Genomic DNA, 24433 nt, shown 5'->3' on the forward strand with positions numbered 1-24433 from the left:
ATGTCGAGCATCGAACAGATCGCCAGCCTGCAGAAGGGACAAACGCTGCCGCTGCAGCGTGACGTCGAGGTCATTTCGATCCCTTTCGGCAAAACGGTGACCCTGCCCGAGGACAGCGTGGTCAGCGTGATGCAGGCCAAGGGCAGTTCGGTCAGCGTTGGCTTCGAAGGGCGGCTCTACCTGGTCGAGGGAAGCAACCTCGATGCCCTGGGGCTGGAGCCGCTGCCACGCCCGACATTGCCCGAGGATGCCGGCGATGACGAGATCGAAGAGTTTGTCTGGGACCAGTTGCGTACCTGCTTCGATCCCGAAATCCCGGTCAATATCGTCGATCTTGGGCTGGTTTACGGTTGTCGCATCGAGCGGCTGATCAGCGGGGAGCGTATCGTCACCATCCGCATGACGCTCACTGCGCCGGGTTGCGGCATGGGTGACGTGATTGCCGCCGATGCGCGCAACAAGATCCTCGGCGCGCCGCAGATCAGCCGCGTGCACACCGAGATCGTCTTCGATCCGCCCTGGAGCCGTGAGATGATGAGTGATGAGGCGAAACTGGAACTCGGCATGTTCTAGCCGCAAGCCCAAGCTTCTCGCTATCGGTGGCGTGTGCGAGGCTTCGTGATCCCTTGCCCGGTGACGGTGAATGCAGGCGCTGCTGTGGAAAACCTTCAAGTTGTTGCTGATGATGCTTGGCACCCTGTTGTTGCTGGCGCTGCTGCTATTCGTCGGTGCCAACCTCTGGGTGCTGGGACAGACGCATTCGCGTATCGAACACGAGCTACCGCTGTGTGGCCCGGAGCGTGTCGGTATCGTGTTCGGCACCTCGCACTGGACGCGCAGCGGCGTACGCAACCCGCACTTCGACGCGCGTATCAACGCCGCTTCTCGCTTGATCCGGCTGGGCCGAGTCGAGCACCTGTTGCTTTCCGGTGACAACCGCACCCGCCAGTACAACGAGCCCATCACCATGTGGCGCGATCTGCGCGGCCAATACGTGCGCGATGAGGACATGACCCTCGACTACGCCGGTTTCAGTACCTTCGATACCCTGGTGCGGGCGCGGGAAGTGTTCGGTGTCGAACAGGTGTTGCTGGTTACGCAATCCTGGCACTTGCCGCGCGCGCTGTTCATTGCCGATGCACTGGGTCTCGAGGCGCGCGGCTGCAGTGCGCCATCGCGTCCGGTGGCGGGGCTGTGGCGGCTGCAGGCGCGGGAGTGGGCGGCGCGGGCGGCAACCGTAGGGGATCTCTATCTCTGGGGGCGCGAACCCTATTTCCTGGGACCGCTGGAGCCCTTGCAGATCGTGCCGCCGGCGTGGCGACAACTGCTCGATATAGAGCCGAAACCGGAATATCGCTAGCCGGCGTTATCGTCAGCGCCGACGTGGTTTCTGCTGCTGGTAGAGTTCGCGAATCAGGGCCCGACAATCCTTCCAGCACTGTTCGACGATCGGTTCGAGTGGATTGGGCAGCGGGTGGGTGTAGAGCGTGGCCAGGGCCTGCATCAGCACGCGCTCCTGTTCAAGCAGTTCACCGATGACGACCTGGCTTTCGTTACCGACGAAACTCTTCAGGCGGCTCCAAAGCCACATGTAATCGTCGCGCTCGACGTCGGCATCCCGCGGAAGCAGCTTGAGGTGCCGCTTGGCCAGTTCCTGCAGCTTCTGCATCGTCTTGGCGCGGGCTTCATAATGAGGCTTGAGCGTCTCGCGCAGCGAAGGGCGCAGGCGCTCTAGGTTGTCCTGAAAATAGTCGATGCTGTCAGCCAGCGCTTCCAGTACGCTGTCCATCGCCACTTGGCGATTATCGAGAAACATGAGCGGTCACCTCCTCCGGTGACGCAGATTGTGGCGGGGGAAACACTGTTTTGCTAGCCCCCGCGGAGAAATATGTAGTCTTTCTACAAATTCTGGCGCTTTTCTCGCAATTACCCCTTGGGTTTAGGCGGTGCCTTTACCTTACGCGTCGAGGAGGCATTCTTCTCGATGTGTTCGATGATCAAGCCGGCAATGTCCTTGCCGGTTGCCGTCTCGATTCCCTGTAGCCCCGGTGAGGAGTTGACCTCCATGATCACGGGGCCGTGGTTGGCACGCAGCAGGTCGACGCCGGCGACCCGGAGTCCCATGGCCTTGGCGGCCCGAATCGCCGTGGAGCGCTCCTCCGGGGTAATGCGAATCAGGCTGGCCGTGCCGCCGCGATGCAGGTTGGAGCGGAACTCGCCTTCGGCCGCCTGTCGTTTCATCGAGGCGACCACCTTGTCGCCGATCACGAAGCAGCGGATGTCGGCCCCACGGGCCTCCTTGATGTACTCCTGCACCATGATGTTGGCCTTCATACCCATGAAAGCCTGAATGACCGATTCTGCGGCCTGGTTGGTTTCGGCCAATACCACGCCGATGCCTTGGGTGCCTTCCAGCAGCTTGATCACCAACGGCGCTCCCTTGACCATGGTAATCAAATCGGGAATGTCATCCGGCGAATGGGCGAAGCCGGTGATCGGCAGGCCCAGCCCCTTGCGTGACAGCAGTTGCAGCGAGCGCAGCTTGTCCCGCGAGCGGGTGATGGCGACCGAGTCGTTGAGCACGTAGGTCCCCATCATCTCGAACTGGCGCAGCACGGCGCAGCCGTAGAAGGTCACCGACGCCCCGATACGGGGGATCACCGCATCGAAGCGTTCTATCTCTTCCCCCTTGTAGTGGATCGAGGGATGGTGCGCGGCGATGCTCATGTAGCAGCGCAGGGTGTCGATCACCCGGGCCTTGTGGCCGCGTTGTTCGGCGGCCTCCACCAGGCGTCGCGTGGAGTAGAGATTGCGATTGCGGGACAGCAGCGCGATATGCATCGTAGGCTCCGAGGCGGTAGGGCCGGGTAGGTCAGGGTTCGCCGTGCAAGAAGGTGACACCGGGCGCGACCAGTAAACGACGCAGCGCGCGGCGGCCGAGCAGCATGGGGTGGCGCATGTCGCTGCGGTCGGCCAGGGTCAGTTCCACCATGACCTCCAGCTCGCCCATCTGCATCGGAGTGCGAATCACGTAGCGCCACTCCTTCTGTCCGTTGGAACTCGTCACACGGCGGCGATCGTGCAGGTGGGTACGGTAGACGTGGGGCGGCGATTCGAGTCCTCCGCTGCGGGTCGTAAAACTGACCCAGAGGTGGCCTTCCTCTTCGAAGATCTCGATGTCCTCGGCATGCAGCGACGAGGTATAGGCCCCGGTGTCGATCTTGGCACAGACGGTCATGCCGATGGTCGGCAGGGTGACCATCTCGAGGCGTCCGATGACGGCTTTGGGAGTATAGGGCAGTTCCTTCATTGCGTTATTTCCCGCTATCCATACTCATTGGCCCAGACCGGCCAGGCGTTGGCCGATGGGAGTGTCTGGCCCGGCTTCGCGCAATGCCATCAGCACCGGCAGGCGCAGGCGGGGGATCAGCGCCAGGTCGCGTGCGACAGCGGCAAAGTCGGTGTTGGGCTGCTGTGCCAAGCGAGTCAGGAAGCATGGCAGACGTTGACCATCTTCCAGGTGCATCCAGCCGCGCCCGGCTATCGCCGCCAGCAGGTCGGGGCCACAGGCCGCCGGGTCGGTCAGCAGGTCATCAAACCAGGCACCGGCGATCGCCTCGTCGGCACCGCTCACTGCACGCACGCAGGCGCACAGCGTTTCCAGGCGGCCCATGACGGCAGCCTGCTCGCCCCGCTCGCGCAGCGCCATGCCGAGGGTATCGGATACGGCGAGATGCTCTAGACAGTAACACAGCGAATTCAACACTTCGTCCGGCAGGCTGGGGAGCCTTGCGGCCAGTCGGCGGGCGGCCTCTTCGTCCAGGCGCACGGTGAAGTCGGCCAGGCCCTGGAGCCCGAGGAACTGCCAATCCATCTCTTGTCCACTCAGGTAAGCTTCCACCGGCTCCAGGTGCGGGCTTGCCGGTTTGCCAATGTCGCGTGTGGCATAGGCATGCAGCATCGCCTGGAAGGATAGCGAAGGGGTAAAGGCGAGTGGGTTGTCGTGCATCAAGTTCTCGATCTCGTCGCCATTCCGAGCCTCGCGGCCTACGCGATCCACATTTCGCCCCAGGGTGACCAGCAGGCGCTGGAGAAAGGCGTCGCGCATAGGCGGCACCAACTGTCCCTGTTCGTCAAGCGGCAGGGCTAGGAACCAGATCAGCGGATCGTCGAGATCCCCGATGCGAAAGACGATGCCCAGGCGAGCCTGCCCTTGCCAGGGGAACGGCCAGGCAATGGCGCCCTCCTCGAAGCGGGAAAGGGCATCCAGGGGGCAGGGTTCGACTCGGCGGCCCATATGGTAGAGGCGGACCTCGGCACCGGTGCGGGCGAAGAAGTCATGAAGCGTGTGGATCGGCTGCATAGGGGCTCCCTTTTGAGCGTGCACTCTACCGTGACGGCTGGGGCGTTGTCAGCCACCCTCCGGCGTGGAAATGCTCAAGGCTGGTCAAGAAATGACCATGCCTGGCAAAGCCCCGGTTTGTCTGCTACCTCGGCGAGTTTCCAGAGCTTATCCACAGCCTCTTTCAGTGAATCTGTGCATGACCTTCCTGGGCGCGTCTACGCTATGGCTGGCATAGAAAATAGCCATGGGGCTAAAAGTGGGCTATTTGAAGCCCATCTGATAAAGTCGAATAACAGCAGTAAAGTTTATTCCAAATAGATATTAATGGAGGTCGATCATGTCATCGCGCATTCTTGTCGCAGCGGTTCTATCCGGTGCTCTCTCCCTCATCGGCAGCGCTCAGGCACAGGACGATGTGCTCAAGGTCGGCATGTCGGGGAGTTACTTCCCCTTCACCTTCGTCGAGCAGGACACGCTCAAAGGTTTCGAAGTGGATGTCATGCGCGCCGTAGGCGAAGAGTTGGGCGTGGAGATACAGTTCGAGACTGCCAACTTCTCCGGTCTGTTCGGCATGCTCGAGTCCGGCCGTATCGATACCATCGCCAATCAGATCACCATTACCGAAGAGCGCGAGGCGAAGTACCTCTTCACCGAGCCGTACGTCTATGACGGCGCTCAAGTGGTCGTCAGGGAAGGCAACGAGGAGATCGAAGGCGTCGAAGACCTGAAGGGCAAGCGTGTCGCCGTCAACCTCGGCTCGAACTACGAACAGCTGCTGCGCGAGCTGCCCTATGCCGACGAGATCGATATCCGTACCTACGACAGCAATATCGAGCAAGATACCGCACTGGGCCGAGTCGACGCCTTCGTCATGGACCGTGTGAGCGCCAGCCAGGTGATCCAGGAGAAACCGCTGCCGCTGCAGCTGGCCGGCGAACCTTTCTCGAGCATTCGCAATGCCTTGCCTTTCCGCGATACCGAAGCCGATCGCGCGCTACGGGATCGGGTCGACGAGGCGCTTGCCACCTTGCGTGAAAACGGCACCCTGGCATCCATCTCGGAGCGCTGGTTTGGCACCGACATCACGCGTCCGTGATCGGCTGAGCGCTTGCCATGCGTGTCCTCGATTTCGACTACATGCTGGGGCTGGTACCCATCCTGCTGCGCTATCTGCCGCTGACGCTGCAGATGGCCGCGGCAGGCATGGCCCTTGCCCTGGTCCTCTCCTGCGGCCTGGCGGTGATCCGGGTGCTGAAGATCCCGGGGCTGAACGCAGCGACGATGCTGTTCATCTCCTTCTTTCGCGGCACGCCGCTGCTGGTGCAACTGTTCCTGTTCTACTATGGCTTGCCACAACTGCTGGCCTTCCTGACCCAGATCAACGGCATCACCGCCACCATCATGGGATTGACGCTGCACTTTTCGGCCTACATGGCGGAGTCGATACGTGCCGCCATCGTCGGGGTCGACCGTAGCCAGACCGAGGCGGCATTGTCGATCGGCATGACCAGTGGCCAGCTGATGCGCCGCATCGTGCTGCCTCAGGCTACCCGTGTGGCCGTGCCCACGCTGATGAACTATTTCATCGACATGATCAAGGCTACCTCGCTGGCCTTCACCCTGGGCGTCACGGAACTGATGGGCGCGACACAGAAGGAAGCGGCCGGCAGTTTTCTCTATTTCGAAGCCTTCATCACTGTGGCGATCATGTACTGGATCATCGTCGAGCTGCTGGCCTGGTTCCAGAAGTGGCTTGAGATGCGACTCAACAGGGCCTACCGCAGATGATCAAGATCGCCAATCTCGTCAAACGCTTCGGCAACGCAACCGTGCTCGATGGTATCGATCTAGAAATCGAGCAGGGGGAGATCATTGTCGTGATCGGCCCGTCGGGAACCGGCAAGTCGACACTGCTGCGGTGCCTGAATTTCCTCGAGCGCCCGGACGCCGGGCGCTTGGTCATCGGCGACCTGGATGTCGACGTCACCCGGGCAAGCCGGACCGAGATCCTGGCAGCGCGGCGCCGCACGGCATTCGTGTTCCAGAACTATGCGCTATTCGCCAACAAGACGGCACTCGAGAACATCGCTGAGGGACTGATCGTGGTCAACCGTTGGCCCAAGGCCAAGGCGCATGCCCGAGCCCGGGAGATTCTTCAGCGCATTGGCCTGGCTGACAAGGCGGATGCTTATCCGGCTTCACTTTCAGGCGGCCAGCAGCAGCGGGTCGGCATCGGCCGGGCCATGGCCGCCCAGGCCGAAGTGATCCTGTTCGACGAGCCGACCTCCTCACTGGATCCCGAGTGGGTCGAGGAAGTGCTCGGGTTGATGAAGCAGTTGGCCCGTGAACGACAGACCATGCTGGTGGTAACGCACGAGATGGGCTTCGCCAGGGACGTGGCGGACCGCGTGGTGTTCATGGAGGGCGGGCGAATCGTCGAGCAAGGTCCCCCCTCGCAACTCTTCAATGCTCCCCAGGATCCACGTACGCGCGATTTCCTGCGCAAGATCCTGGCCGGTCAGCCCGCCTGATAAGCGTGCCCTGCGGCCTGGGGCGGGGTTGGCGGCCGGATGAGTTATGCGATAATGAAGGCATAGCCCAACAGGAGACTTCATGACCGTTCACGATGAGCTCGACGTAGCGCTGCGCCGTCTCGAGGCCACCATGAAGGCCACCAACATGTGGCGCATGAGTGCACCGACGCCCGAGGCATACGAAAGCCAGCAGCCTTTCTGCATCGATACCATGGTATTGCCCCAGTGGCTACGCTTCGTCTTCATCGCTCGCTTGGATGCCCTGATCGAGGCTGAAGCCCCGATGCCGGCAAAGTGCGACGTGGCGCCCGTGGTCGAGACCTATCTGGCTCAGCAGGGTACCCGAGCCAACGATCGCCTGTTGCTGTGCAAGGCCGTCGAGGAGATAGATCGGCTGGTGAGCGATAACTGAAGCGGCACGACCGCGCATGCAGTGAGACCGTTATGCCGTACTATTTTGCCTATGGCAGCAACATGAACGTGGCCCGGGTCGAGGCTCGTATCGGTGCTACACGGCGCTGCCTGGCGGGGGCCCTGTACGACCATGCGCTGCGCTTCGACAAGGCGTCGCGGGTTGCAGGCATTGCCCATGCCAATGTGATTCCGGTAGCGGGAGAAAGGGTCGAAGGTGCGTTGTTCGAGCTGCTCGAGCCTGCCCAGATCGAACGAATGGATCCCTTCGAAGGCTACCCGTCGGAGTATGAGCGGCATCGCTTGCCTATCGTGACGCAGGAAGGTCCGATCGAAGCCTGGGTCTACATCGCTGCGCCCGGCACTACCGCCCAGGCGCTCAAGCCGGCCAGAGAATACCTGGACCACCTGTTGGCAGGGGAGCCCTTTCTCAGTGCCGACTACCATCGTCGGCTGGCTCGGGTCGAAGCGGTGAATGGTCTGGAGGATCGCATCCTCTCGCTGCTCGGCCTGTCGCGCCACTCCCCGCGCTGAGCTTGGGAGCGGATCTGGAGCGCGCGAGGCCCGCCAGTTGGTGGGCCTCGCGGCGTTCAAGGCAGATCAGAAGCGATAGCTGATGCCGGCCATGAACACCCACGGATCGATGTTGACTGTGCCAATTACTTCGCCGTTCAGGCTGGCATCGGTATCGATGTCGACATACCAGGCTGCGGCGTTGACGCCCCAGTTCTCGTTCATGCGGACGTCGACGCCGAGCTGGCCGGCCAGGCCCCAGGAGCTGTCGAGGTCCAGGTCGGCGCCGGGAACATTAACCTCTTCACTGAAGAAGTGGGTGTAGTTGAGGCCAGCGCCGGCATAGGGTTGGACCTGTGCGCCGGTGCCGCCCAGCGGGTAGTACTGCAGGCTCAGCGTGGGTGGCAGGTGCTTGGTGGAACCTGTCACAGCGCCATCGGCAATCGAGATGTCGTGCTTGAACGGCAGTGCGGCCAGCAGCTCGACGCCCAGCTTGTCGTGGAAGAGGTAGGTCAGGGTGAAGCCCAGGTTGGTATCGTTGTCGACGTCGACCTTCAGCCCTGTCAGGCCGAGTGCATCGATACTACCGTTGTCGCTCTTGGGGTCGACTTGAACGACGCCCACGCGGGTAATGAAGTCGCCCTGATGGTAGGCGAGCGCCTGGCTGCTGGCGAGAAGTGCAGTGGCTGCCAGGCCAGCGCCGAAGAGAATGGCAGGTGAAGGTTTGCGCATGAGTCGACTCCTGTCGTTTGCAAAGGGGCAGCCTGAGCTGCTTACGAAACGAAGCCAGTCTACTCAGTGCCTGGCGGCAGGTTATTGACTCACGACAATAATTACTTTCGACAAATAAACAGGTATTTTGAATGTTTTTTTGCGCGGACATGCCATGAACGAAGAACGCCGGGCCATGTGCCCGGCGTTTGCGTACTGACGCGCTGTCAGCCTTGCTCGACTCAGAAGCGGAAGGTCACGCCGCCGCCGACGGTCACGGGGTCTACCTTGATTTCAGTCTCGCCGCCACCTGCAGAAACGTCAGAGTGCACTTCGGCATAATTGGCGAAGCCATTCAGCATCAGGTTATCCGTGATGGCGAGATCGATCCCGACCTGGCCGGCAGCACCATAGCTATTATCAGCGTTGATGCCATCCGGCTCGCCTGAGAAGCGGGTGTAGTTCACCCCGGCACCCACGTATGGCTGCACTTTGGAATCCAGCCCACCCAGCGGGTAGTAGTTCACCAGCAGGTTGACCGGCATGCGGTCGATGGAGCCGGCGCCGACCCCATCGAGCGCGAGATCGTGTTCGATCTTTTCGGAGCTGTTCAGCTCTATGCCGACCTTGTCGTGGAACAGGTAACCGGCACCGAAAGTGAAGCCGTTGGAATCATTGATGGAAAGATCCTGGCCGGCTAGCTCTCCGTTATCGGAACTCGGCTCGGACTTGGCGAAGCCGCCACGCACGAAGACATCGCCGGCGCCATAGGCCAGGACCGCCTGGCTGGCGAAGAGCGCGCTGGCTGCAAGGGCAACCACGGGAATAAGACGGATCGGTTTCATTACAGCGTCCTCCTGGTTTTTAACGCCGGAGGTTCCCGGCAGCATTGGACGATGTCTACTATACGAACACTGTTTCTAAAAGTCCTGTTTAATTTTGTTATCGCCTTCATCGTCATGTTTGATTGGCATAACTGCACGATTGCCTAATTTCAAAGCCGCGAATATGACAAGCAATGTGCAGTGCGTTGTACAATAATTATTGTCTTGCAGCATGGCGTAAGGAAGATCGAAGGGCTAAGCCTTGTGTAGGGGCACACAGGAGAGGGCACGATGCGGACAGAGGTTCAGGATCGCTCGATGTGGCTGGCGCTGTCAGCCATGCTGGTGGCAGCGGCACTGTCGCTGTGGTTGTTGATTCGCCCCGAATTGATCAGCGGAATGCCAATGGTCCTGCGTATGCCGGTCATCGGCCTGGGCGTATGGGCCCTGGGAGCGGCTTTCATGCAGCCGATGGGGCTGGAATTTCGGCGGCACTGGCTGCGTTGCGCCACCGTCCCGCCGGTCAGTCTGGCAGCGCTCGGCGCCTTTGCGCTGATAGTGATCGCTCGCGCCGTCTGGCTGGGCTGAGCCCGCGAAAAAGCCGCCACGAGGGCGGCTTTCTCTTCACCTGGCGGTGCCGATTGACGCGGCGCCTGATGCCTGGCGTTTATGTTTCCTCGAAGGTATCGAAGTCCGCGGTCACACGCAGGTCCGGCTCTTCGGTGGCCAGGCTCGCCACCACGATGGCGATATAAGCCAGGATCACGCCCGGGACGATCTCGTAGAGGTCGAAGATTCCGCCGGACAGCTCGGCCCAGACCACCACGGTCACACCGCCTACCACGATACCGGCCAGTGCCCCCCATTTGTTCATGCGTCGCCAGTAGAGCGACATGATCAGCGCCGGGCCGAAGGCAGCACCGAAGCCGGCCCAGGCGTAGGCGACCAGGTCGAGCACGGTGGCGTCTGGGTTGAGCGCCAGCAGGTAGGCCAGCACGGCAATCGCAATGACGGCGAAACGACCCACCCATACCAGCTCGGTCTGGGTGGCATCCTTGCGAAAGATCGCCTTGTAGAAATCATCGGTCAGTGCCGAAGAGGAGACCAGCAGCTGTGAATCGGCAGTGGACATGATCGCGGCGAGGATGGCGGCAAGCAGGATGCCGGCGATTACCGGATGGAAGATCAAGTTGACCATGATCATGAATACGGTTTCACCGTCGGCCAGGTCGCGTTGGACGAAGCCCACGCCGAGCAGGCCGACGGCGATGGAGCTGACCAGGGCGATCGCAGTCCAGATCACCGCGATACGACGGGCGGCGGGTATGTCGCGGTCGCTGCGGATGGCGGCAAAGCGCGCCAGGATGTGCGGCTGACCGAAGTAGCCCAGGCCCCAGGCCAGCGAGCTGACGATACCGATGAAGGACAGCGCCTCACCGGTGGAGGCATCGCGGAACCAGGCGAGCATGTACTCGCTTTCGGCGGCGAGAGCGGCTCCGGCACCGGTGGTACCCCCCAGGTCGCTGAAGGCGATGACCGGCACGATGGCCAGTGCTGCGGCCATCATCAGACCCTGGATAAGGTCGGTCCAGGAGACCGCCAGGAAGCCGCCGATGAAGGTATAGGAGATGATCGTCAGTGTGCCAATGGTCACGGCGAGGGTGTAATCGAACGCGAATACCGTCTCGAACAGCCGGCCACCGGCGACCAGGCCGGAGCTGGTGTAGAAGAGGAAGAACAGCAGGATGAAGACCGCCGAGATCACTCGCAGCAGCTGCGACTTGTCACCGAAGCGGTTGGCGAAGTACTCGGGCAGGGTCAAGGCATCGCTGACCTTGAAGCTGTAGAGGCGCAGGCGGCGTGCCACGATCAACCAGTTGAGCCAGGTGCCGATCAGCAGGCCAATGGCGATCCAGCTCGCCGAGATACCGCTGACGTAGGCGGCGCCGGGCAGGCCGAGCAGCAGCCAGCCCGACATGTCCGACGCCCCGGCGGAAATCGCCGAGGTCCAGGGGCCTAGCGAGCGACCGCCGAGGATATAGTCAGAGAGATTGGTGGTGCGCATGTAGGCAATGATACCGATGCCTAGCATCACGATGAGGTACACCGCGAAGGTGAAGCCGATTGCCATGTTGTTCTCGATCATTGGGGGTTCCTTCAATGTTCTTGTGGTAACAGACGAGCCTCGTCACTCGTCTCCCAGCGCAAGCAGTGACGCATTACCGCCCAGCGCGGCGGTATTGACGGTCACCGTTTTTTCCGTGGCGAAGCGCAGCAGGTAGTGCGGTCCGCCAGCCTTGGGTCCGGTACCGGAAAGGCCCTGGCCTCCGAACGGCTGAACGCCCACGACGGCGCCGATGATATTCCGGTTTATGTACACATTGCCAACGCGAATCCTCTGTGCGACGAGCTGAGCAAAGGATTCGTTGCGGCTATGTACGCCGAACGTCAGCCCGTAGCCCTTGGCATTGATCGATTCGAGCACCTTCTCGATCTCGCTGGCCTTGTAACGCACCACGTGCAGGATCGGACCGAACTGCTCGCGCTCCAGAGCATCGATGGCATCGATGCTGAAGGCCATCGGCGGCACGAAGGTGCCTTCAGCGGTGTGGGCCGGATCCAGGCGGGTCTCGGCCAACAGGCGGCCTTCGCCCTTGAGGATCTCGATATGCGCCAGCAGGTTCCTGCGGGCATCCTCGTCGATCACCGGCCCGACATCGGTGCCCAGGTCGCGGGGGTCGCCGACGTGCAGCTCGTCCATGGCACCGCGCAGGATCTCGATGATCCGGTCGGCCACGTCGTCCTGCAGATAGAGCACGCGCAGCGCGCTGCAGCGCTGGCCGGCGCTCTGGTAGGCGGACTGGACCACGTCCGCTACGACCTGTTCCGGCAGCGCGGTGGAGTCGACGATCAGTGCGTTCATGCCGCCGGTTTCGGCGATCAGTGCCGGTAGCGGCGCATTCTCGCGCGCGGCCAGGGCGCGGTTGATGATCTGGGCGGTATCGGTGCCGCCGGTGAAGACGACACCGGTGATGCGGGGGTCGGAAGTGAGCACGCTGCCGACGGTAGGGCCGTCGCCAGGCAATAGCTGCACCACGTCGCGCGGCATGCCGGCTTCATGAAGCAGCTCGACCACGCGATGCGCGACGATGGAGGTCTGCTCGGCGGGTTTGGCCAGCACGCTGTTGCCGGCCACGGCGGCGGCCACCATCTGGCCGCAGAAGATCGCCACCGGGAAGTTCCATGGACTGATCGCGGCGAACACACCCTTGCCGTTCAGCATCAAGCGGTTCGACTCGCCGGTGGGACCGGGCAGCTCGATCGGCTCGCCGAACTGCTCTTCGGCGCGCATGGCGTAGTAGCGGCAGAAATCCACCGCCTCGCGGATCTCGTCGACGCCATCGGTGAGCAGCTTGCCGCCCTCGCGGGAGCACAGCGTCATCAGCTCGGCCATGTTCGCTTCCATCAGGTCGCCCAGGCGGCGGATGATGGCGGCTCGCTCGGCTACTGGCGTGGCCTCCCAGCGTGGGTAGGCGGCCCAGGCGGCATCCACCGCCCGCGCTGCCTGGTCGCGGTTGGTCCACTGTACGCTACCGACCCGCTGGCGGCGATCGTAGGGGCTGAACACCTCGTGCACATTGGCCGGGTCGCGGCCCACCTCGAAGGCGAGTAGCGGGCCGACCTCGTAGCTGCGTTCCATGAAACCCGACATGGCCTCCATCAACGGCTCGTACTGGCTGCGTACGTTGAGGTTGACGCCCTTCGAGTTGCGGCGCTTCTCGCCGTAGATGTCAGTGGGCATGGGAATTCTCGGGTTGGCGAAGGTGCGGTACTGAGCCAGGGTTTCCACTGGATGCACACAGAGCGTTTCTACCGGTACCTTGGGGTCGACCAACTGATGCACGAACGAGGAATTGGCGCCGTTTTCCAGTAGGCGACGCACCAAGTAGGGCAGCAAATCCTTGTGCGCGCCCACTGGGGCATAGATGCGGCAATAAGTGCCCTGGGGCGCGCGCTTGAGTGCCGCATCGTAGAGCGCCTCGCCCATGCCGTGCAGGCGCTGGAATTCGAAGGGGCGGGTAGCCTCGTTGCCCATCTCCAATATGGTGCTGATGGTATGGGCGTTATGCGTGGCGAATTGCGGGAAGATGCGACCGCGGGTCTGATCGGAGAGCAGGAAACGTGCACAGACCAGGTAAGCGACGTCGGTGCAGGCCTTGCGCGTGTAGACCGGGTAGCCCTCCACGCCGAGCTGCTGCGACTCCTTGATCTCGCTGTCCCAGTAGGCGCCCTTGACCAGGCGTACGGGGATCTCGTCGCCCTGGCGTTCGGCCAGGCGGTTGAGATAGTGCAGTACCGGCAGCGCACGCTTGGAGTAGGCTTGCACCACCAGCCCGAAGTGACCCCAGCCCTTGCAGGTGCTGCTCTCGTAAACGGCGCGGAACACTTCCAGCGACAGCTCCAGGCGATCGACTTCCTCAGCGTCGATGGTCAGCGCCACGTTGCGCTGGCGCGCCATGGTGGCCAGTTCGCGCACGCTGGCGACCAATTCTCGCAGGACCTGATCGCGGCGGCCGAATTCGTAACGGGGATGCAGCGCCGACAGCTTGATCGATACGGAGGGGGCCGGGGTCCGGTCGGGGAGCTTGGTGCTGGTCAGGCCGACCCGCTCGATGGCTCGGGCGTAGTCGTCGAAGTAGCGCTTGGCGTCGGCACGGGTGCGCGCCGCTTCGCCCAGCATGTCGTAGGAGTAGGTATAGCCCTTGTCGAATAGCGGCCGGGAGCGCTTCAGGGCCTCGTCGATGTCGCGCCCGAGCACGAACTGCTTGCCCATGACCTTCATCGCCTCGTACATGGCGCGGCGGATCACCGGCTCGCCCATGCGGTTGACCATGCGGTTGATGAAGCTCGAGGGCTTGCCGTCGCGAGGCTTGTCGAGCGTGACCACGCGGCCGGTCATCAGCAGCCCCCAGGTCGAGGCATTGACCAGCCAGGAGTCGCTTTGGCCCATGTGTGCCTTCCAGTCGGCAGGGCCCAGCTTGTCTTCAATCAGTGCATCGGCCGTAGCCGTGTCGGGAATGCGCAGCATGGCTTCGGCCAGGCACATCAACATCAGCCCCTCGTGGGTATCGAGGCTGTATTGCTGGAGCAGTTCGTCGATGGTGTCCACGGCGGTATCCATCTCACGAACTTCGCGGACGAGTTCGGCGGTCTTGCCCGCGATGCGCCGGAAGTCCTCAGGATCGGCACTGAGGACGTCGACCAATTCCCGGACGAAGGCCTCTTCATCGACAATGTAATGATCGCTGATACGCGAGAACAGGGTATCGAGATCCTGCTGCCAGGAGGCAGCCTCCAGCATTGTTTTGGCGTTGAGCATTTGATTTCCCCGAATGTCGCCCGTCCTGAAACGGCAAGAGCCATGCGCCAGGCGTTCCGCCCGAACATGGGTGTGTCATCCTTGACTGTAGGGGGCGAACGGCGGGGCTGCTTGTCAAAACCCCGGAAGGATTTACACAATCCGCGGGTTTTGGACGTGAGGGAATTGTATTTGCGACTTAAGTCGTATGTCGTAGGCGGTTTACGGGAAAGGCGGTGGAGCTGTCCAGCTGATTGGTACGTCGAAGCTGGCTGGGAGGGCAGCCGTAGGCGCCGCGGAACGCATGAGAGAGGGCGCTCTGGTGAGCGAAGCCGGTATTCAGGGCGATCTGCGAAAGCGGCATGTGGCTATCCTCGAGGAGCCGCCGCGCTGCTTCCAGGCGACGCCGCCGAACGTACTGCCAGGGGGAGAGGCCGGTCTGCTCGCGAAAGCGGCTACGGAAATGCGCTTCGCTGAGACACGCCTGTGCGGCAAGGTCGGCGACCGAGATGGGCGAAGACAAGTGCCGGTCGATGAACTGGTCGAGCTTGGCCAAGTCGAACTGGCGCGTTGCCGGCTGCGAAGTTGCCCCGCCGAGTCTGGCGTGCAGGCAGCCGAGAAAAGTCGCCGCCAGCCGATCGCTCTGGGTGGTGCTCAAGCTCTGTGGGCTGTCGGCCTGCTCGAGCAATAAAAAATCCAGGTAATGCTTGAGCGGCTTGTCCAGGGCGAAGAAGCGAGGGGCATCGAAAAGCCGCGACAACTCGTGGTGATAACCGGTGAGCGAGGGGGCATTGGCGGGCAGGTCGAGGATCAGCTGGCGGTTGACGCCCTGGCCCATGTAGTAGTGCACGTGGTTGGCGGGCACGATGCAGCCGGAAAATGCCGAGATTGCACCGCCCAGGCCCTCGATCTCGAATTCCGCCTGGCCCTGAAGACCGATGACGATCTGGTGAAAGTCATGAGCATGGTGCTGGGTGGCGGTATCGAGCGGAGTCTGGCGGATGACACTGGACATGTAGAACTCCCGCGTGCTGGCTATCGCAGCCGAGCATATCACACTCGACGCCCTGGTGGAGCAGCACGGACTGCCCATCGACGCCCTGTCAACGCTACGGCTGGCTGCGTTGTCGCTCCCGCAGGCGCTGATGGGAAGCCAAGTGACTACGCAGAGCGGACAGCTCCTCCCGGCCGGTCTTGTCGAGCAGCGGTTTGCCCTGGGCCAACTGCCAGGGACGTCCATGTTCCTGCATCAGATGCTGGGCGCGACGCCTCACGCCTTCGAGGTAATCGTCATGACGAATGGGATAGTTGATCACGACGTTCCACTCATTCTCTCCGACCTGGTTGGCCAGGGCCTTGTCGAACAGCTCCAGCAACTGTTTCGGTTCGGTGCGGTAGCGCGGCGTGCGCGAGAACAGCAGGATCAGCACCACGCCACCGATGACGAACAGGCAGACGGCAAAGATGAGCAGGAAGAGAGCCATGGAAAGCCACGCTGGGAAGGACGAGCTGGCCGACAACCGATAGCCACTGGCGTAGCGGCCTGCTGCGGGAACTGGAGCGGGTGAAGGGAATCGAACCCTCGTCTTAAGCTTGGGAAGCTTCTGCTCTACCATTGAGCTACACCCGCGGGGCGTTTCGATAGTAAAACCAAGGGCTTGGGCTTTGCAAGCCGTCTTTCGAATTTCCCTTTTCCTGTCAGATAAGTGCTTGTTTTGACGGTTCAGGGCGATGCGCCATGCATCCTTGGCGGGACGTCTCAAAGCGAGGTCTGGAAGGGGGAGAGAAAAAAATTATCGAACAGTGGCGAACTTTTTTGCTTGCTGCTGTCATATCTGATACAGGCAACAGCGCGATGGCAGTCGCTAACACTGTTGCTCTGGCTCGCAGTTTCGATCTTGCCGCCCATGACATCCCTCATGGGCGGTTTTTTTTGTGCCACATGCCGTCAGCGCCCACGGCGAGGAACGAGCCTGGCCGGCAGGGCTCGTTCGGTTTCTCGAGGGGGAGGCCTGCTAGCAGGCCGGCAGCAAGGCGGAAGGTCTCAACTGTACCGCATGCGCAGAATGGCGGTCAGCACATCGCGACGGGTCACGATGCCGCACAGGCGGCCCTGTTCTGTCACCGGGAAGACCTTGGGTTTCTGGCCAAGCATCTCCTGTGCCAGATCGGTGATGCTCTTGGTAGGCGAAACGGAGAGAACCTCGTTGCGCATCAGTTCCTTCACCAGCGGTGCCTCGTCGTTGAGGTAAGCGCTCTGGAGCAGCTTGCCGAGCACGTCCTGCTCGGAAATGAAGCCGATCAGCTGGTCGTGGTGATCGACGACCGGTACGCCGGGCAGACGATGCAAGGCCAGGCCTTCGGCCAGGGTGATGATCGACATGTTGCCTGTGACCCGGTAGCAATCCCGGGACATGATCTCGCGAACGATGGTAGGGGCCCTGTTGGGCATGGCGCATCTCCTTGTTCCGAACGCTCTCGGCGGGACACTTTCAGCATAGCCGAGTCGACTCGGATATAAGGAATCCCTTCAACACCTGGCCAACGCTCGATTCCCTCTCGGCCGAGGGACAGGGGTGGCAGCGGAACATGGCCGGGAGAGATTGGCTCCAAGGCAACGAGACCTGGTCTAGTCTGACAGCAGTCCCGGCGAACCTGGCGCCACGATAGAGCAGGAGGTGGTTTATGGATGCGCGTGAATACCTGGCAAAAAAGGGGCTCGATGGCCGCCGGGACGAGGAGCGCCCCAACACGCTGGAGGAGAAAGCGTGGGAGCGCGCCCGTCAGGCAGGTGGGCACCAGCCTCGTGCCGGTACTCCCTATGACTGGGAGGACTGGGAGCGTTATCACGAGGAACTGGCCGAAGGTGCCGAAGCCATCGACCAGAAGGTCGATCATGAGGCACATCGTCAGGCGCAGGAGTTCGAGCGCACGGAGCGTGAGGCGAATGCGGCGGTGCAGGAATACGTGCCGCCGGCTGAACAAGGTCCGGCCCCTGGCGGCGCTCGAGAGGCAACGGCATCCCCGCCATGGCAGGAGTCTGCAACGTTGCGCTTCTCCTACAAGGCGCTTGCCGTGCTATTGCCTCCCCTCGCCGTTGGCTTGGCCCAGGGGGGAAGCAAACGCGTGCTCGTTAGCCTGCTCCTCACACTGCTGGGCTGGGTGCCGGGCTGTCTCTACGCCTGGTCATGGTTGAGGCGCAGGCTGGGTTGAGCCGAGACGCCTGCTTGGCTGCTGCCCAGCGGTCATCGAAGAGAGGTGAGGCGCCTCGGCGCGCATCGTAAGCACCTTCGGAACCGAACAGCCTTGTTGGAAACGAAAGCGAGAGTTCCGGATGAGCTTGCCGAAACTAGACTATGGTATAAGCGTTTTATCGAACATGAGCGTTGCCGCTCATCGACCTCTGAGCTAGTCTCGCTATCGTAAATCGAACATTTGAGGTTCGTTTTCGATCAGGATCGAACGTATGACGCCGATGCGTTGTTCGTTTCTCTTCGCCGCCTCAATGTCGGCGACCCACAAGAATAACAGGGCGAGACCCATGCCTTACCCACTCCCCAGCGACCAGGACACGACCGGTACGCGCGATTCTTCTGGGTTGCGCGCCGGGCGGTCAAGTCGTAATGCCCATGCGCCGCCTCGCGCAAAGACTCGACAACGATGACAAAGAGTTCAGCATGTCCTTGATACTTGAAAACATCGACCATGTGGTCAACGGAGCAACTCATATCGAGGGGGTCAACCTCGAGTTGGCACCCGGCTCCTTCAACGTTCTGCTGGGCCGAACCCTGGCCGGCAAGACGACACTGATGCGGATAATGGCCGGTCTCGAGATACCTACCCGGGGCCGTGTGCTGATGCATGGCGAGGATGTGACGCGCAAATCGGTCCGCAAGCGCAACGTCTCGATGGTCTATCAGCAGTTCATCAATTACCCGGGCCTCACCGTCTACGACAATATAGCCTCTCCGCTCAAGCTGGCCCGGGTGCCGCGTGAGGAAATCCGTCAGCGGGTCCACGACACGGCCGCGATGCTGCACATCGAACAACTGCTCGACCGCTATCCGGCAGAGCTTTCGGGCGGCCAGCAGCAGCGTACCGCCATGGGCCGGGTACTGGTCAAGGATGCCGATCTGATCCTGTTCGACGAGCCGCTGGTCAACCTCGACTACAAGCTGCGCGAAGAGTTTCGTGAGGAGCTGCGCGAGCTATTCAAGACGCGCAACTGCATCGCCGTGTACGCCACCACTGAGCCCAACGAGGCGCTGGCGCTGGGGGGGCACGCTGCCGTGCTGCATGAGGGGCGCCTGCTGCAATACGGTCCTACCGAGGATGTCTACCATCGCCCGAGTGATGTGCTCACCGCCGAGATGTTCTCGGAACCGCCGATCAACGTGATGCCGGCGACAGTGTCGGGTTCGGAAGTGACTTTCGATCGAAACGTGCATTTCCCGCTCAACAGCGATCTGGCTGGCCTGTCTCCGGGGCAGTACCAGTTCGGCGTGCGTGCTTCGCACATCGGGCTCGAGCCTCAGGCGGAAGATGACCTGGAGTTGGATGTAACGGTCGATATTGCCGAGATCAGCGGGGCGGAGACCTTCCTGCACGTGCGCAACGATCTCTTCCAACTGGTACTGCACCTGAGCGGTATCCACGAGTTCGCCGTTGACCAGCCGCTCAAGGTCTACCTGCCGACCCACAAGATCTATGCCTTCGACCGGCATGGCGACGTCGTGCACATTCCGTCACGGCCAGGAGCGCACTGATGGCCCAGATTACTCTCAAGTCGCTGGCACACAGCTATTCGGCCAGCCCCGCCGGCCCCGCGGACTACGCCATCCGTGAAATGGAACACGTATGGAAGCAGGGGGGGGCTTATGCCTTGCTCGGACCGTCGGGCTGCGGCAAGTCGACATTGCTCAATATCATTTCCGGCCTGCTCACGCCCTCGGACGGACAGGTCCTGTTCGACGACCAAGTAATGAACGAGTTGCCGCCCGAGGAGCGGAACATCGCCCAGGTGTTCCAGTTCCCGGTGGTCTACGACACCATGACGGTGTACGACAACCTGGCCTTTCCACTGCGCAACGTGGGCACTGCCGAAGCCAAGGTGCACGAGCGCGTAGCCGAAGTGGCCGACATCCTCGATCTCACCTCGCTGCTCCGCCGCAAGGCGCGCAATCTCACCGCTGACGAGAAGCAGAAGGTCTCCATGGGGCGCGGGCTGGTGCGCGACGACGTTTCGGCGATCCTCTTCGACGAGCCACTCACGGTGATCGATCCCCAGCTCAAGTGGAAGCTCCGGCGCAAGCTCAAGGAGATCCACGAGCGCTTCAACATCACCATGATCTACGTGACTCACGACCAGCTCGAGGCCTCGACGTTCGCTGACAAGATCGCGGTGATGTATGAGGGGCAGGTGGTTCAGTTCGGCACCCCGCGCGAACTGTTCGAGGCACCGGCCCACACTTTCGTCGGCTATTTCATCGGCAGCCCGGGCATGAATTTCGTCGAGGTGGCACGCACCGACGCTGGGGGAGTGCGCGCCGGCACCATCGACCTGACCTTGCCGCCAGCGTTCGTGGCCGCCATTCGCCAGTCCCGCTCACGCAATCTCAAGCTGGGCATCCGGCCCGAGTTCGTCGAGGTATTGACAGAGCCGGCCGAGGCGGCCTATCCCATCGAAATCGACAACGTCCAGGATCTCGGTACCTACCGCATCGTGTCGTTCGGTTTTGCCGGGGTGACGTTCCGCGCGCGGCTGGGGGAGGACCAGCCCTTGCCGGAGCGCCAAGCCTACGTCCGCTTTCCCGAGGCGTGGCTGCACCTGTACATCGATGAGTTCCGCGTGGAGGTAGGGCAATGAACAAGGTCCAGAACAATCGGGCATGGTTTCTGATCCTGCCCATGCTGCTGCTGGTGGCTTTCTCCGCCATCGTGCCGCTGATGACGGTGGTCAACTACTCGGTGCAGGACGTGTTCGATGCCAACACGCGCTTCTTCACCGGTACCGAGTGGTTCGAGGTAATGCTCAACGATCGAGCGCTACAGGCCGCATTGCTGCGCCAGTTCGCCTTCTCCTTCACCGTTCTGGCGATCGAGGTGCCGCTGGGCATCGGTATTGCCCTGTTGATGCCCAAGCGCGGCTGGCAGGCCTCTGCGGTATTGATCCTGATCACGCTGCCACTGCTGATTCCTTGGAACGTGGTGGGCAGTATCTGGCAGCTGTTCACACGTGGGGACATCGGCCTGATGGGGGTGGGCATCCGTGAACTGGGCTACGCCTACAACATTACCCGCAACCCCACCGATGCCTGGGCCACGATCATCCTCATGGATGTGTGGCACTGGACGCCGCTGATCGCCCTGCTGTGCTATAGCGGCCTGCGAGCGATTCCGGATGCCTATTACCAGGCGGCGCGCATCGACCGCGCCTCCAAGTGGGCGGTGTTCCGCTACATCCAGTTGCCCAAGCTGACCAACGTGCTGGTCATCGGCGTGCTGCTGCGTTTCATGCACTCATTCATGATCTATGCCGAGCCGTTCGTGCTCACCGGCGGCGGGCCGGGCAGTTCCACCACCTTTCTGAGCCAAACGCTGACCACCATGGCCATTGGACAGCGTGACCTGGGACCCTCGGCGGCCTTCTCGCTGATCTACTTCCTCATCATCCTGCTGGTCTGCTGGGTGTTCTACACCGCGATCATGAACAGCCAGAAGGACAACACGACTCAGGGAGGAGCCTGACATGACCAGCTCCGTACCGACCACGCCCGATAGCGTACGTCGCCAGGCTGCCGAGGCGGCTGCCAAGCGCCGCAAGCGCACTCGCTCCGCCACCGTCCGCTGGCGTCGCCGTGCACTGCTGGGGCTCTACCTTGTCTTCGTGATATTGCCGATCTACTGGCTACTCAACCTGTCGTTCCAGAGCAACAGCGAGATCCTCGGTACCTTCTCGTTCTGGCCGCAGAGTTTCACCCTAGGCAACTACGTGGGCATCTTCACCGACGCCAACTGGTACATGGGGTACGTCAATTCGCTGGCCTATGTACTGATTAACATGCTGATCAGCATCTCGGTGGCGTTGCCGGCTGCCTATGCCTTCAGCCGCTTCAAGTTCATTGGCGACAAGCATCTGTTCTTCTGGTTGCTGACCAACCTGATGGCACCGCCGGCGGTGTTCCTGCTGCCCTATTTTCAGCTCTATTACTCGGTGGGGTTGTTCGATACCCACATCGCCGTGGCGCTGGCCCACTGCCTGTTCAACATTCCCTTGGCGGTGTGGATTCTCGAGGGGTTCATGAGCAGCGTGCCCAAGGAGGTCGACGAGACCGCCTATATCGACGGCTACAGCTTCCCGGCATTCTTCGTGAAGATCTTCCTGCCGATGATCCGCTCGGGGATCGGGGTGACGCTGTTCTTCCTGTTCATGTTCTCCTGGGTCGAGCTGCTGCTCTCCCGCACCCTGACCGCCACCAATGCCCAGCCCATCGCCTCGATCATGACACGCACCTCGACGGCGTCGGGTATCGACTGGGGCACTCTGGCCGCCGCCGGCGTGCTGACCATCATTCCGGGCATCGTGGTGGTCTATTTCGTGCGCAATCACATCGCCAAGGGCTTCGCCCTGGGCCGGACCTGAACAGGAGGAAACCACGATGGAATGGATGGTCTGGACCCTGCCCACGGCAATCTTCTTCTCCGTCATCGCCGCCATTCTGCTCGGCATGACGGCCTGGGAACTGGTTTCCCCGACCGTGGAGCGGCGCGGCTTTCTGCCGATCGCCACGACCCGCGGAGATCGGCTCTTCATCGGACTGCTTTCGGCCGCCTACATCCACCTGTTGGCGGTCGGCTTCACCGAGCTCTCGATTTGGTTTGCCCTGGGGATTTCCGTCCTCTGGTTGCTGGTGCTGATGCGCTGGGGCTGAACCAAGGCAGTACGGACGATAACCATGTCAAGGATGACGACCACACGCAGAACGAGGTCAACATGAAGAACAACAGGTTCAAACTGACGGCACTGGCGGGCAGTCTTCTGCTTGCCTCAGGTGCCCTGCACGCCCAATCGGACGAAGCCCGCGCGATCGCCGAACGGCTGGTCGACGAGCATTTCCAGAACTCCACGCTGTCGCGCGAGGAGCAGATCGAGGAGCTGCTGTGGTTCGCCAAAGTCGCCGAGCCATTCCGCGACATGGAGATCAATACCGTCGCCGAGGGTCTCACGACCCACGTCTGGGAGCGCGACGTGCTGGCACCGGCTTTCGAGGAACTCACCGGCATCCAGGTCACCCACAACATCATCGGCGAGGGTGATGTGGTGGACAACATGCAGACCCAGATGCAGACCGGGCGCAACATCTACGACGCCTACGTCAATGACTCGGACGCCATCGGCACGCATATCCGCTACGGCACCACCATCAACCTGTCCGAGGCAATGGAGAACGAATGGGCCGACTACACCCTTCCCACGCTCGATCTCGATGACTTCATCGGCCTGCAGTACGGCACCGGCCCCGATGGCAATATCTACCAGCTGCCCGACCAGCAATTTGCCAACCTGTACTGGTTCCGCTACGACTGGTTCCAGCGCGAGGACCTGCAGGAGCAGTTTCGCGAGATCTATGGCTACGACCTCGGCGTCCCCACCAACTGGACAGCCTATGAGGACATCGCCGAGTTCTTCACCGAACACGTGGGCGAGATCGACGGCGAGCAGGTCTATGGACACATGGATTACGGACGCCGCGATCCCTCCCTGGGCTGGCGCTTCCACGACTCCTGGCTTTCGATGGCCGGCATGGGAAGCCCCGGCGTGCCGTTCGGCAACCCGGTGGACGACTGGGGCATTCGCGTCGACGAAGAGAGCCGTCCGGTGGGCGCCAGCGTCAGCCGCGGCGGGGCGACCAACTCGCCGGCTTCGGTATTCGCCGTGACCAAGATGGTCGAGTGGCTGGACAAGTACGCGCCACCTGAAGCGCAGGGCATGACCTTCGGCGAGGCGGGCCCGGTGCCGGCCCAGGGCAACATCGCCCAGCAGATCTTCTGGTATACCGCGTTCACCGCCGACATGACCGACCCCGGCCTGCCGGTCACCGACGACGAGGGCAATCCCAAGTGGCGCATGGCGCCGTCACCCACCGGGCCGTACTGGGAGGAGGGCATGAAGGTGGGCTACCAGGACGTGGGATCCTGGACCTTCTTCGACTCCACCCCGGAGGACCGGCGCACCGCGGCCTGGCTGTTCGCCCAGTTCGCCGTCTCCAAGAGCGTATCGCTCGAGAAGCTGATGGCCGGCCTCACGCCGATTCGCGAGTCCGACATCTTCTCCGACCAGATGACCGAGCTGGCGCCGAAGCTGGGCGGGCTGGTCGAGTTCTACCGTAGCCCCAACGAATCCAACTGGACGCCATCCTCCACCAACGTCCCCGACTATCCGCGGATGGCACCGCTTTGGTGGCAGAATCTGGCGCCCGCGGTCAGTGGCGAGATCACGCCCCAGGAGGCGCTCGACAACCTGGCCGGTGAACTCGACAACATCATGTCACGCCTGGCGCGGGCCAACGTATTCGAGTCCTACCCACCGATGCTGAACGAGGAGCGTGACCCCGAGGAGTGGCTGTCGCAGGAGGGTTCGCCCAAAGCCAAGCTGGACGACGAAATGCCGCAGGGAACCACCGTACCCTACGACGAGATGATGGAGGAGTGGATGGCCGCCGGTACACGTCAGTAA

At 61.9% G+C, this 24433-nt stretch carries 27 protein-coding genes and 1 tRNA gene; 15 read left to right on the forward strand and 13 right to left on the reverse strand.

The annotated features are described in order from the left end of the window. Both sufT and HBJ55_RS18175 read left to right on the forward strand, forming a co-directional pair. Nucleotides 1-573, forward strand: a complete 573-nt coding sequence (sufT, locus tag HBJ55_RS18170) for a putative Fe-S cluster assembly protein SufT (protein WP_167118330.1) — start codon at nt 1-3, stop codon at nt 571-573. Between the two features lie 70 nt (nt 574-643). Next, nucleotides 644-1360: a SanA/YdcF family protein gene (locus tag HBJ55_RS18175; RefSeq protein WP_167118333.1), complete on the forward strand. Its 717-nt coding sequence runs from the start codon at nt 644-646 to the stop codon at nt 1358-1360. Nucleotides 1361-1372: 12 nt separating this feature from the next. Here HBJ55_RS18175 and HBJ55_RS18180 read toward each other — a convergent pair whose 3' ends face one another. The 4 genes from HBJ55_RS18180 to HBJ55_RS18195 all read right to left on the reverse strand — a co-directional run bounded on the left by HBJ55_RS18180 (nt 1373) and on the right by HBJ55_RS18195 (nt 4363). After that, nucleotides 1373-1816, reverse strand: a complete 444-nt coding sequence (locus HBJ55_RS18180) for a hypothetical protein (protein ID WP_167118336.1) — start codon at nt 1814-1816, stop codon at nt 1373-1375. A gap of 110 nt (nt 1817-1926) precedes the next feature. Continuing rightward, nucleotides 1927-2841 carry a 30S ribosomal protein S6--L-glutamate ligase gene (gene rimK / locus HBJ55_RS18185; RefSeq protein ID WP_167118338.1) on the reverse strand — a complete coding sequence of 305 codons (915 nt, stop codon included), beginning with the start codon at nt 2839-2841 and terminating at the stop codon, nt 1927-1929. A gap of 31 nt (nt 2842-2872) precedes the next feature. Continuing rightward, on the reverse strand, nt 2873-3310 hold the full coding sequence (locus HBJ55_RS18190; RefSeq protein ID WP_167118341.1) for an ATP-dependent zinc protease family protein: 438 nt from the start codon (nt 3308-3310) through the stop codon (nt 2873-2875). 24 nt (nt 3311-3334) lie between these two features. Further along, complete coding sequence (locus HBJ55_RS18195) at nt 3335-4363, reverse strand: DUF3549 family protein (RefSeq protein ID WP_167118343.1); 1029 nt, start codon at nt 4361-4363, stop codon at nt 3335-3337. A 319-nt stretch (nt 4364-4682) separates the two neighbouring features. Between HBJ55_RS18195 and HBJ55_RS18200 the strand changes: the two genes are divergently transcribed. From HBJ55_RS18200 to HBJ55_RS18220, 5 genes are all read left to right on the forward strand, one after another. Beyond that, nucleotides 4683-5441, forward strand: a complete 759-nt coding sequence (locus HBJ55_RS18200; RefSeq protein ID WP_167118346.1) for an amino acid ABC transporter substrate-binding protein — start codon at nt 4683-4685, stop codon at nt 5439-5441. Nucleotides 5442-5458: 17 nt separating this feature from the next. Continuing rightward, a complete protein-coding gene (locus tag HBJ55_RS18205; protein ID WP_167118349.1) occupies nt 5459-6133 on the forward strand; it encodes an amino acid ABC transporter permease in 675 nt (224 codons plus the stop codon). Next, nucleotides 6130-6876, forward strand: coding sequence for an amino acid ABC transporter ATP-binding protein (locus HBJ55_RS18210; RefSeq protein WP_167118352.1), 747 nt, complete (start codon nt 6130-6132; stop codon nt 6874-6876). The genes HBJ55_RS18205 and HBJ55_RS18210 overlap by 4 nt, the downstream gene beginning before the upstream one ends. 82 nt (nt 6877-6958) lie before the next feature. Next, the gene (locus HBJ55_RS18215) at nt 6959-7291 is read left to right on the forward strand and encodes a YqcC family protein (protein WP_167118355.1); all 333 of its coding nucleotides are present in this window, start codon (nt 6959-6961) and stop codon (nt 7289-7291) included. Nucleotides 7292-7323: 32 nt separating this feature from the next. Continuing rightward, nucleotides 7324-7824: a gamma-glutamylcyclotransferase family protein gene (locus HBJ55_RS18220; RefSeq protein WP_167118357.1), complete on the forward strand. Its 501-nt coding sequence runs from the start codon at nt 7324-7326 to the stop codon at nt 7822-7824. A gap of 66 nt (nt 7825-7890) precedes the next feature. On the opposite strand, the gene HBJ55_RS18225 is transcribed toward HBJ55_RS18220, so the two are convergent. After that, the gene (locus tag HBJ55_RS18225) at nt 7891-8535 is read right to left on the reverse strand and encodes an OmpW/AlkL family protein (protein ID WP_167118360.1); all 645 of its coding nucleotides are present in this window, start codon (nt 8533-8535) and stop codon (nt 7891-7893) included. A gap of 221 nt (nt 8536-8756) precedes the next feature. Then, complete coding sequence (locus HBJ55_RS18230; protein WP_167118363.1) at nt 8757-9359, reverse strand: OmpW/AlkL family protein; 603 nt, start codon at nt 9357-9359, stop codon at nt 8757-8759. A gap of 270 nt (nt 9360-9629) precedes the next feature. Between HBJ55_RS18230 and HBJ55_RS18235 the strand changes: the two genes are divergently transcribed. Next, nucleotides 9630-9926 (forward strand): hypothetical protein, encoded by a 297-nt coding sequence (locus HBJ55_RS18235; RefSeq protein WP_167118366.1) that lies wholly within the window; start codon nt 9630-9632, stop codon nt 9924-9926. 79 nt (nt 9927-10005) lie between these two features. Here the strand turns inward: HBJ55_RS18235 and putP are convergent, their stop codons facing one another. The 7 genes from putP to HBJ55_RS18270 form a co-directional block, all read right to left on the reverse strand. Next, the gene (gene putP, locus HBJ55_RS18240; RefSeq protein ID WP_167118369.1) at nt 10006-11484 is read right to left on the reverse strand and encodes a sodium/proline symporter PutP; all 1479 of its coding nucleotides are present in this window, start codon (nt 11482-11484) and stop codon (nt 10006-10008) included. Between the two features lie 42 nt (nt 11485-11526). After that, entirely contained in the window at nt 11527-14718 is a 3192-nt protein-coding gene (gene putA / locus HBJ55_RS18245; protein WP_167118372.1) for a bifunctional proline dehydrogenase/L-glutamate gamma-semialdehyde dehydrogenase PutA, read from the reverse strand. A 178-nt stretch (nt 14719-14896) separates the two neighbouring features. Further along, nucleotides 14897-15712, reverse strand: coding sequence for a helix-turn-helix transcriptional regulator (locus tag HBJ55_RS18250; RefSeq protein ID WP_167118375.1), 816 nt, complete (start codon nt 15710-15712; stop codon nt 14897-14899). A 94-nt stretch (nt 15713-15806) separates the two neighbouring features. After that, nucleotides 15807-16181: a hypothetical protein gene (locus HBJ55_RS18255; RefSeq protein ID WP_167118378.1), complete on the reverse strand. Its 375-nt coding sequence runs from the start codon at nt 16179-16181 to the stop codon at nt 15807-15809. Between the two features lie 72 nt (nt 16182-16253). Next, nucleotides 16254-16327, reverse strand: a tRNA-Gly gene (locus HBJ55_RS18260). A 129-nt stretch (nt 16328-16456) separates the two neighbouring features. Further along, nucleotides 16457-16606 carry a hypothetical protein gene (locus tag HBJ55_RS18265; RefSeq protein ID WP_167118381.1) on the reverse strand — a complete coding sequence of 50 codons (150 nt, stop codon included), beginning with the start codon at nt 16604-16606 and terminating at the stop codon, nt 16457-16459. A 135-nt stretch (nt 16607-16741) separates the two neighbouring features. Continuing rightward, entirely contained in the window at nt 16742-17149 is a 408-nt protein-coding gene (locus HBJ55_RS18270) for a CBS domain-containing protein (protein WP_167118384.1), read from the reverse strand. A gap of 233 nt (nt 17150-17382) precedes the next feature. Here HBJ55_RS18270 and HBJ55_RS18275 point away from each other — a divergent pair, with 233 nt between their 5' ends. The 7 genes from HBJ55_RS18275 to HBJ55_RS18305 all read left to right on the forward strand — a co-directional run bounded on the left by HBJ55_RS18275 (nt 17383) and on the right by HBJ55_RS18305 (nt 24433). Continuing rightward, nucleotides 17383-17910 (forward strand): YqaE/Pmp3 family membrane protein, encoded by a 528-nt coding sequence (locus tag HBJ55_RS18275; protein WP_167118387.1) that lies wholly within the window; start codon nt 17383-17385, stop codon nt 17908-17910. Between the two features lie 464 nt (nt 17911-18374). Further along, the gene (locus HBJ55_RS18280) at nt 18375-19463 is read left to right on the forward strand and encodes an ABC transporter ATP-binding protein (protein ID WP_167118390.1); all 1089 of its coding nucleotides are present in this window, start codon (nt 18375-18377) and stop codon (nt 19461-19463) included. Then, on the forward strand, nt 19463-20563 hold the full coding sequence (locus HBJ55_RS18285) for an ABC transporter ATP-binding protein (protein ID WP_167118392.1): 1101 nt from the start codon (nt 19463-19465) through the stop codon (nt 20561-20563). Before HBJ55_RS18280 ends, HBJ55_RS18285 begins: the two co-directional genes overlap by 1 nt. Then, nucleotides 20560-21444 (forward strand): carbohydrate ABC transporter permease, encoded by an 885-nt coding sequence (locus HBJ55_RS18290; RefSeq protein ID WP_167118395.1) that lies wholly within the window; start codon nt 20560-20562, stop codon nt 21442-21444. The genes HBJ55_RS18285 and HBJ55_RS18290 overlap by 4 nt, the downstream gene beginning before the upstream one ends. 1 nt (nt 21445) lies before the next feature. Continuing rightward, nucleotides 21446-22339, forward strand: coding sequence for a carbohydrate ABC transporter permease (locus HBJ55_RS18295; protein WP_206022750.1), 894 nt, complete (start codon nt 21446-21448; stop codon nt 22337-22339). 16 nt (nt 22340-22355) lie between these two features. Then, on the forward strand, nt 22356-22628 hold the full coding sequence (locus HBJ55_RS18300; protein ID WP_167118398.1) for a DUF2160 domain-containing protein: 273 nt from the start codon (nt 22356-22358) through the stop codon (nt 22626-22628). A 62-nt stretch (nt 22629-22690) separates the two neighbouring features. Next, entirely contained in the window at nt 22691-24433 is a 1743-nt protein-coding gene (locus HBJ55_RS18305) for an ABC transporter substrate-binding protein (RefSeq protein ID WP_167118401.1), read from the forward strand.

The organism is Billgrantia bachuensis (assembly GCF_011742165.1).
GTDB lineage: Bacteria > Pseudomonadota > Gammaproteobacteria > Pseudomonadales > Halomonadaceae > Halomonas > Halomonas bachuensis.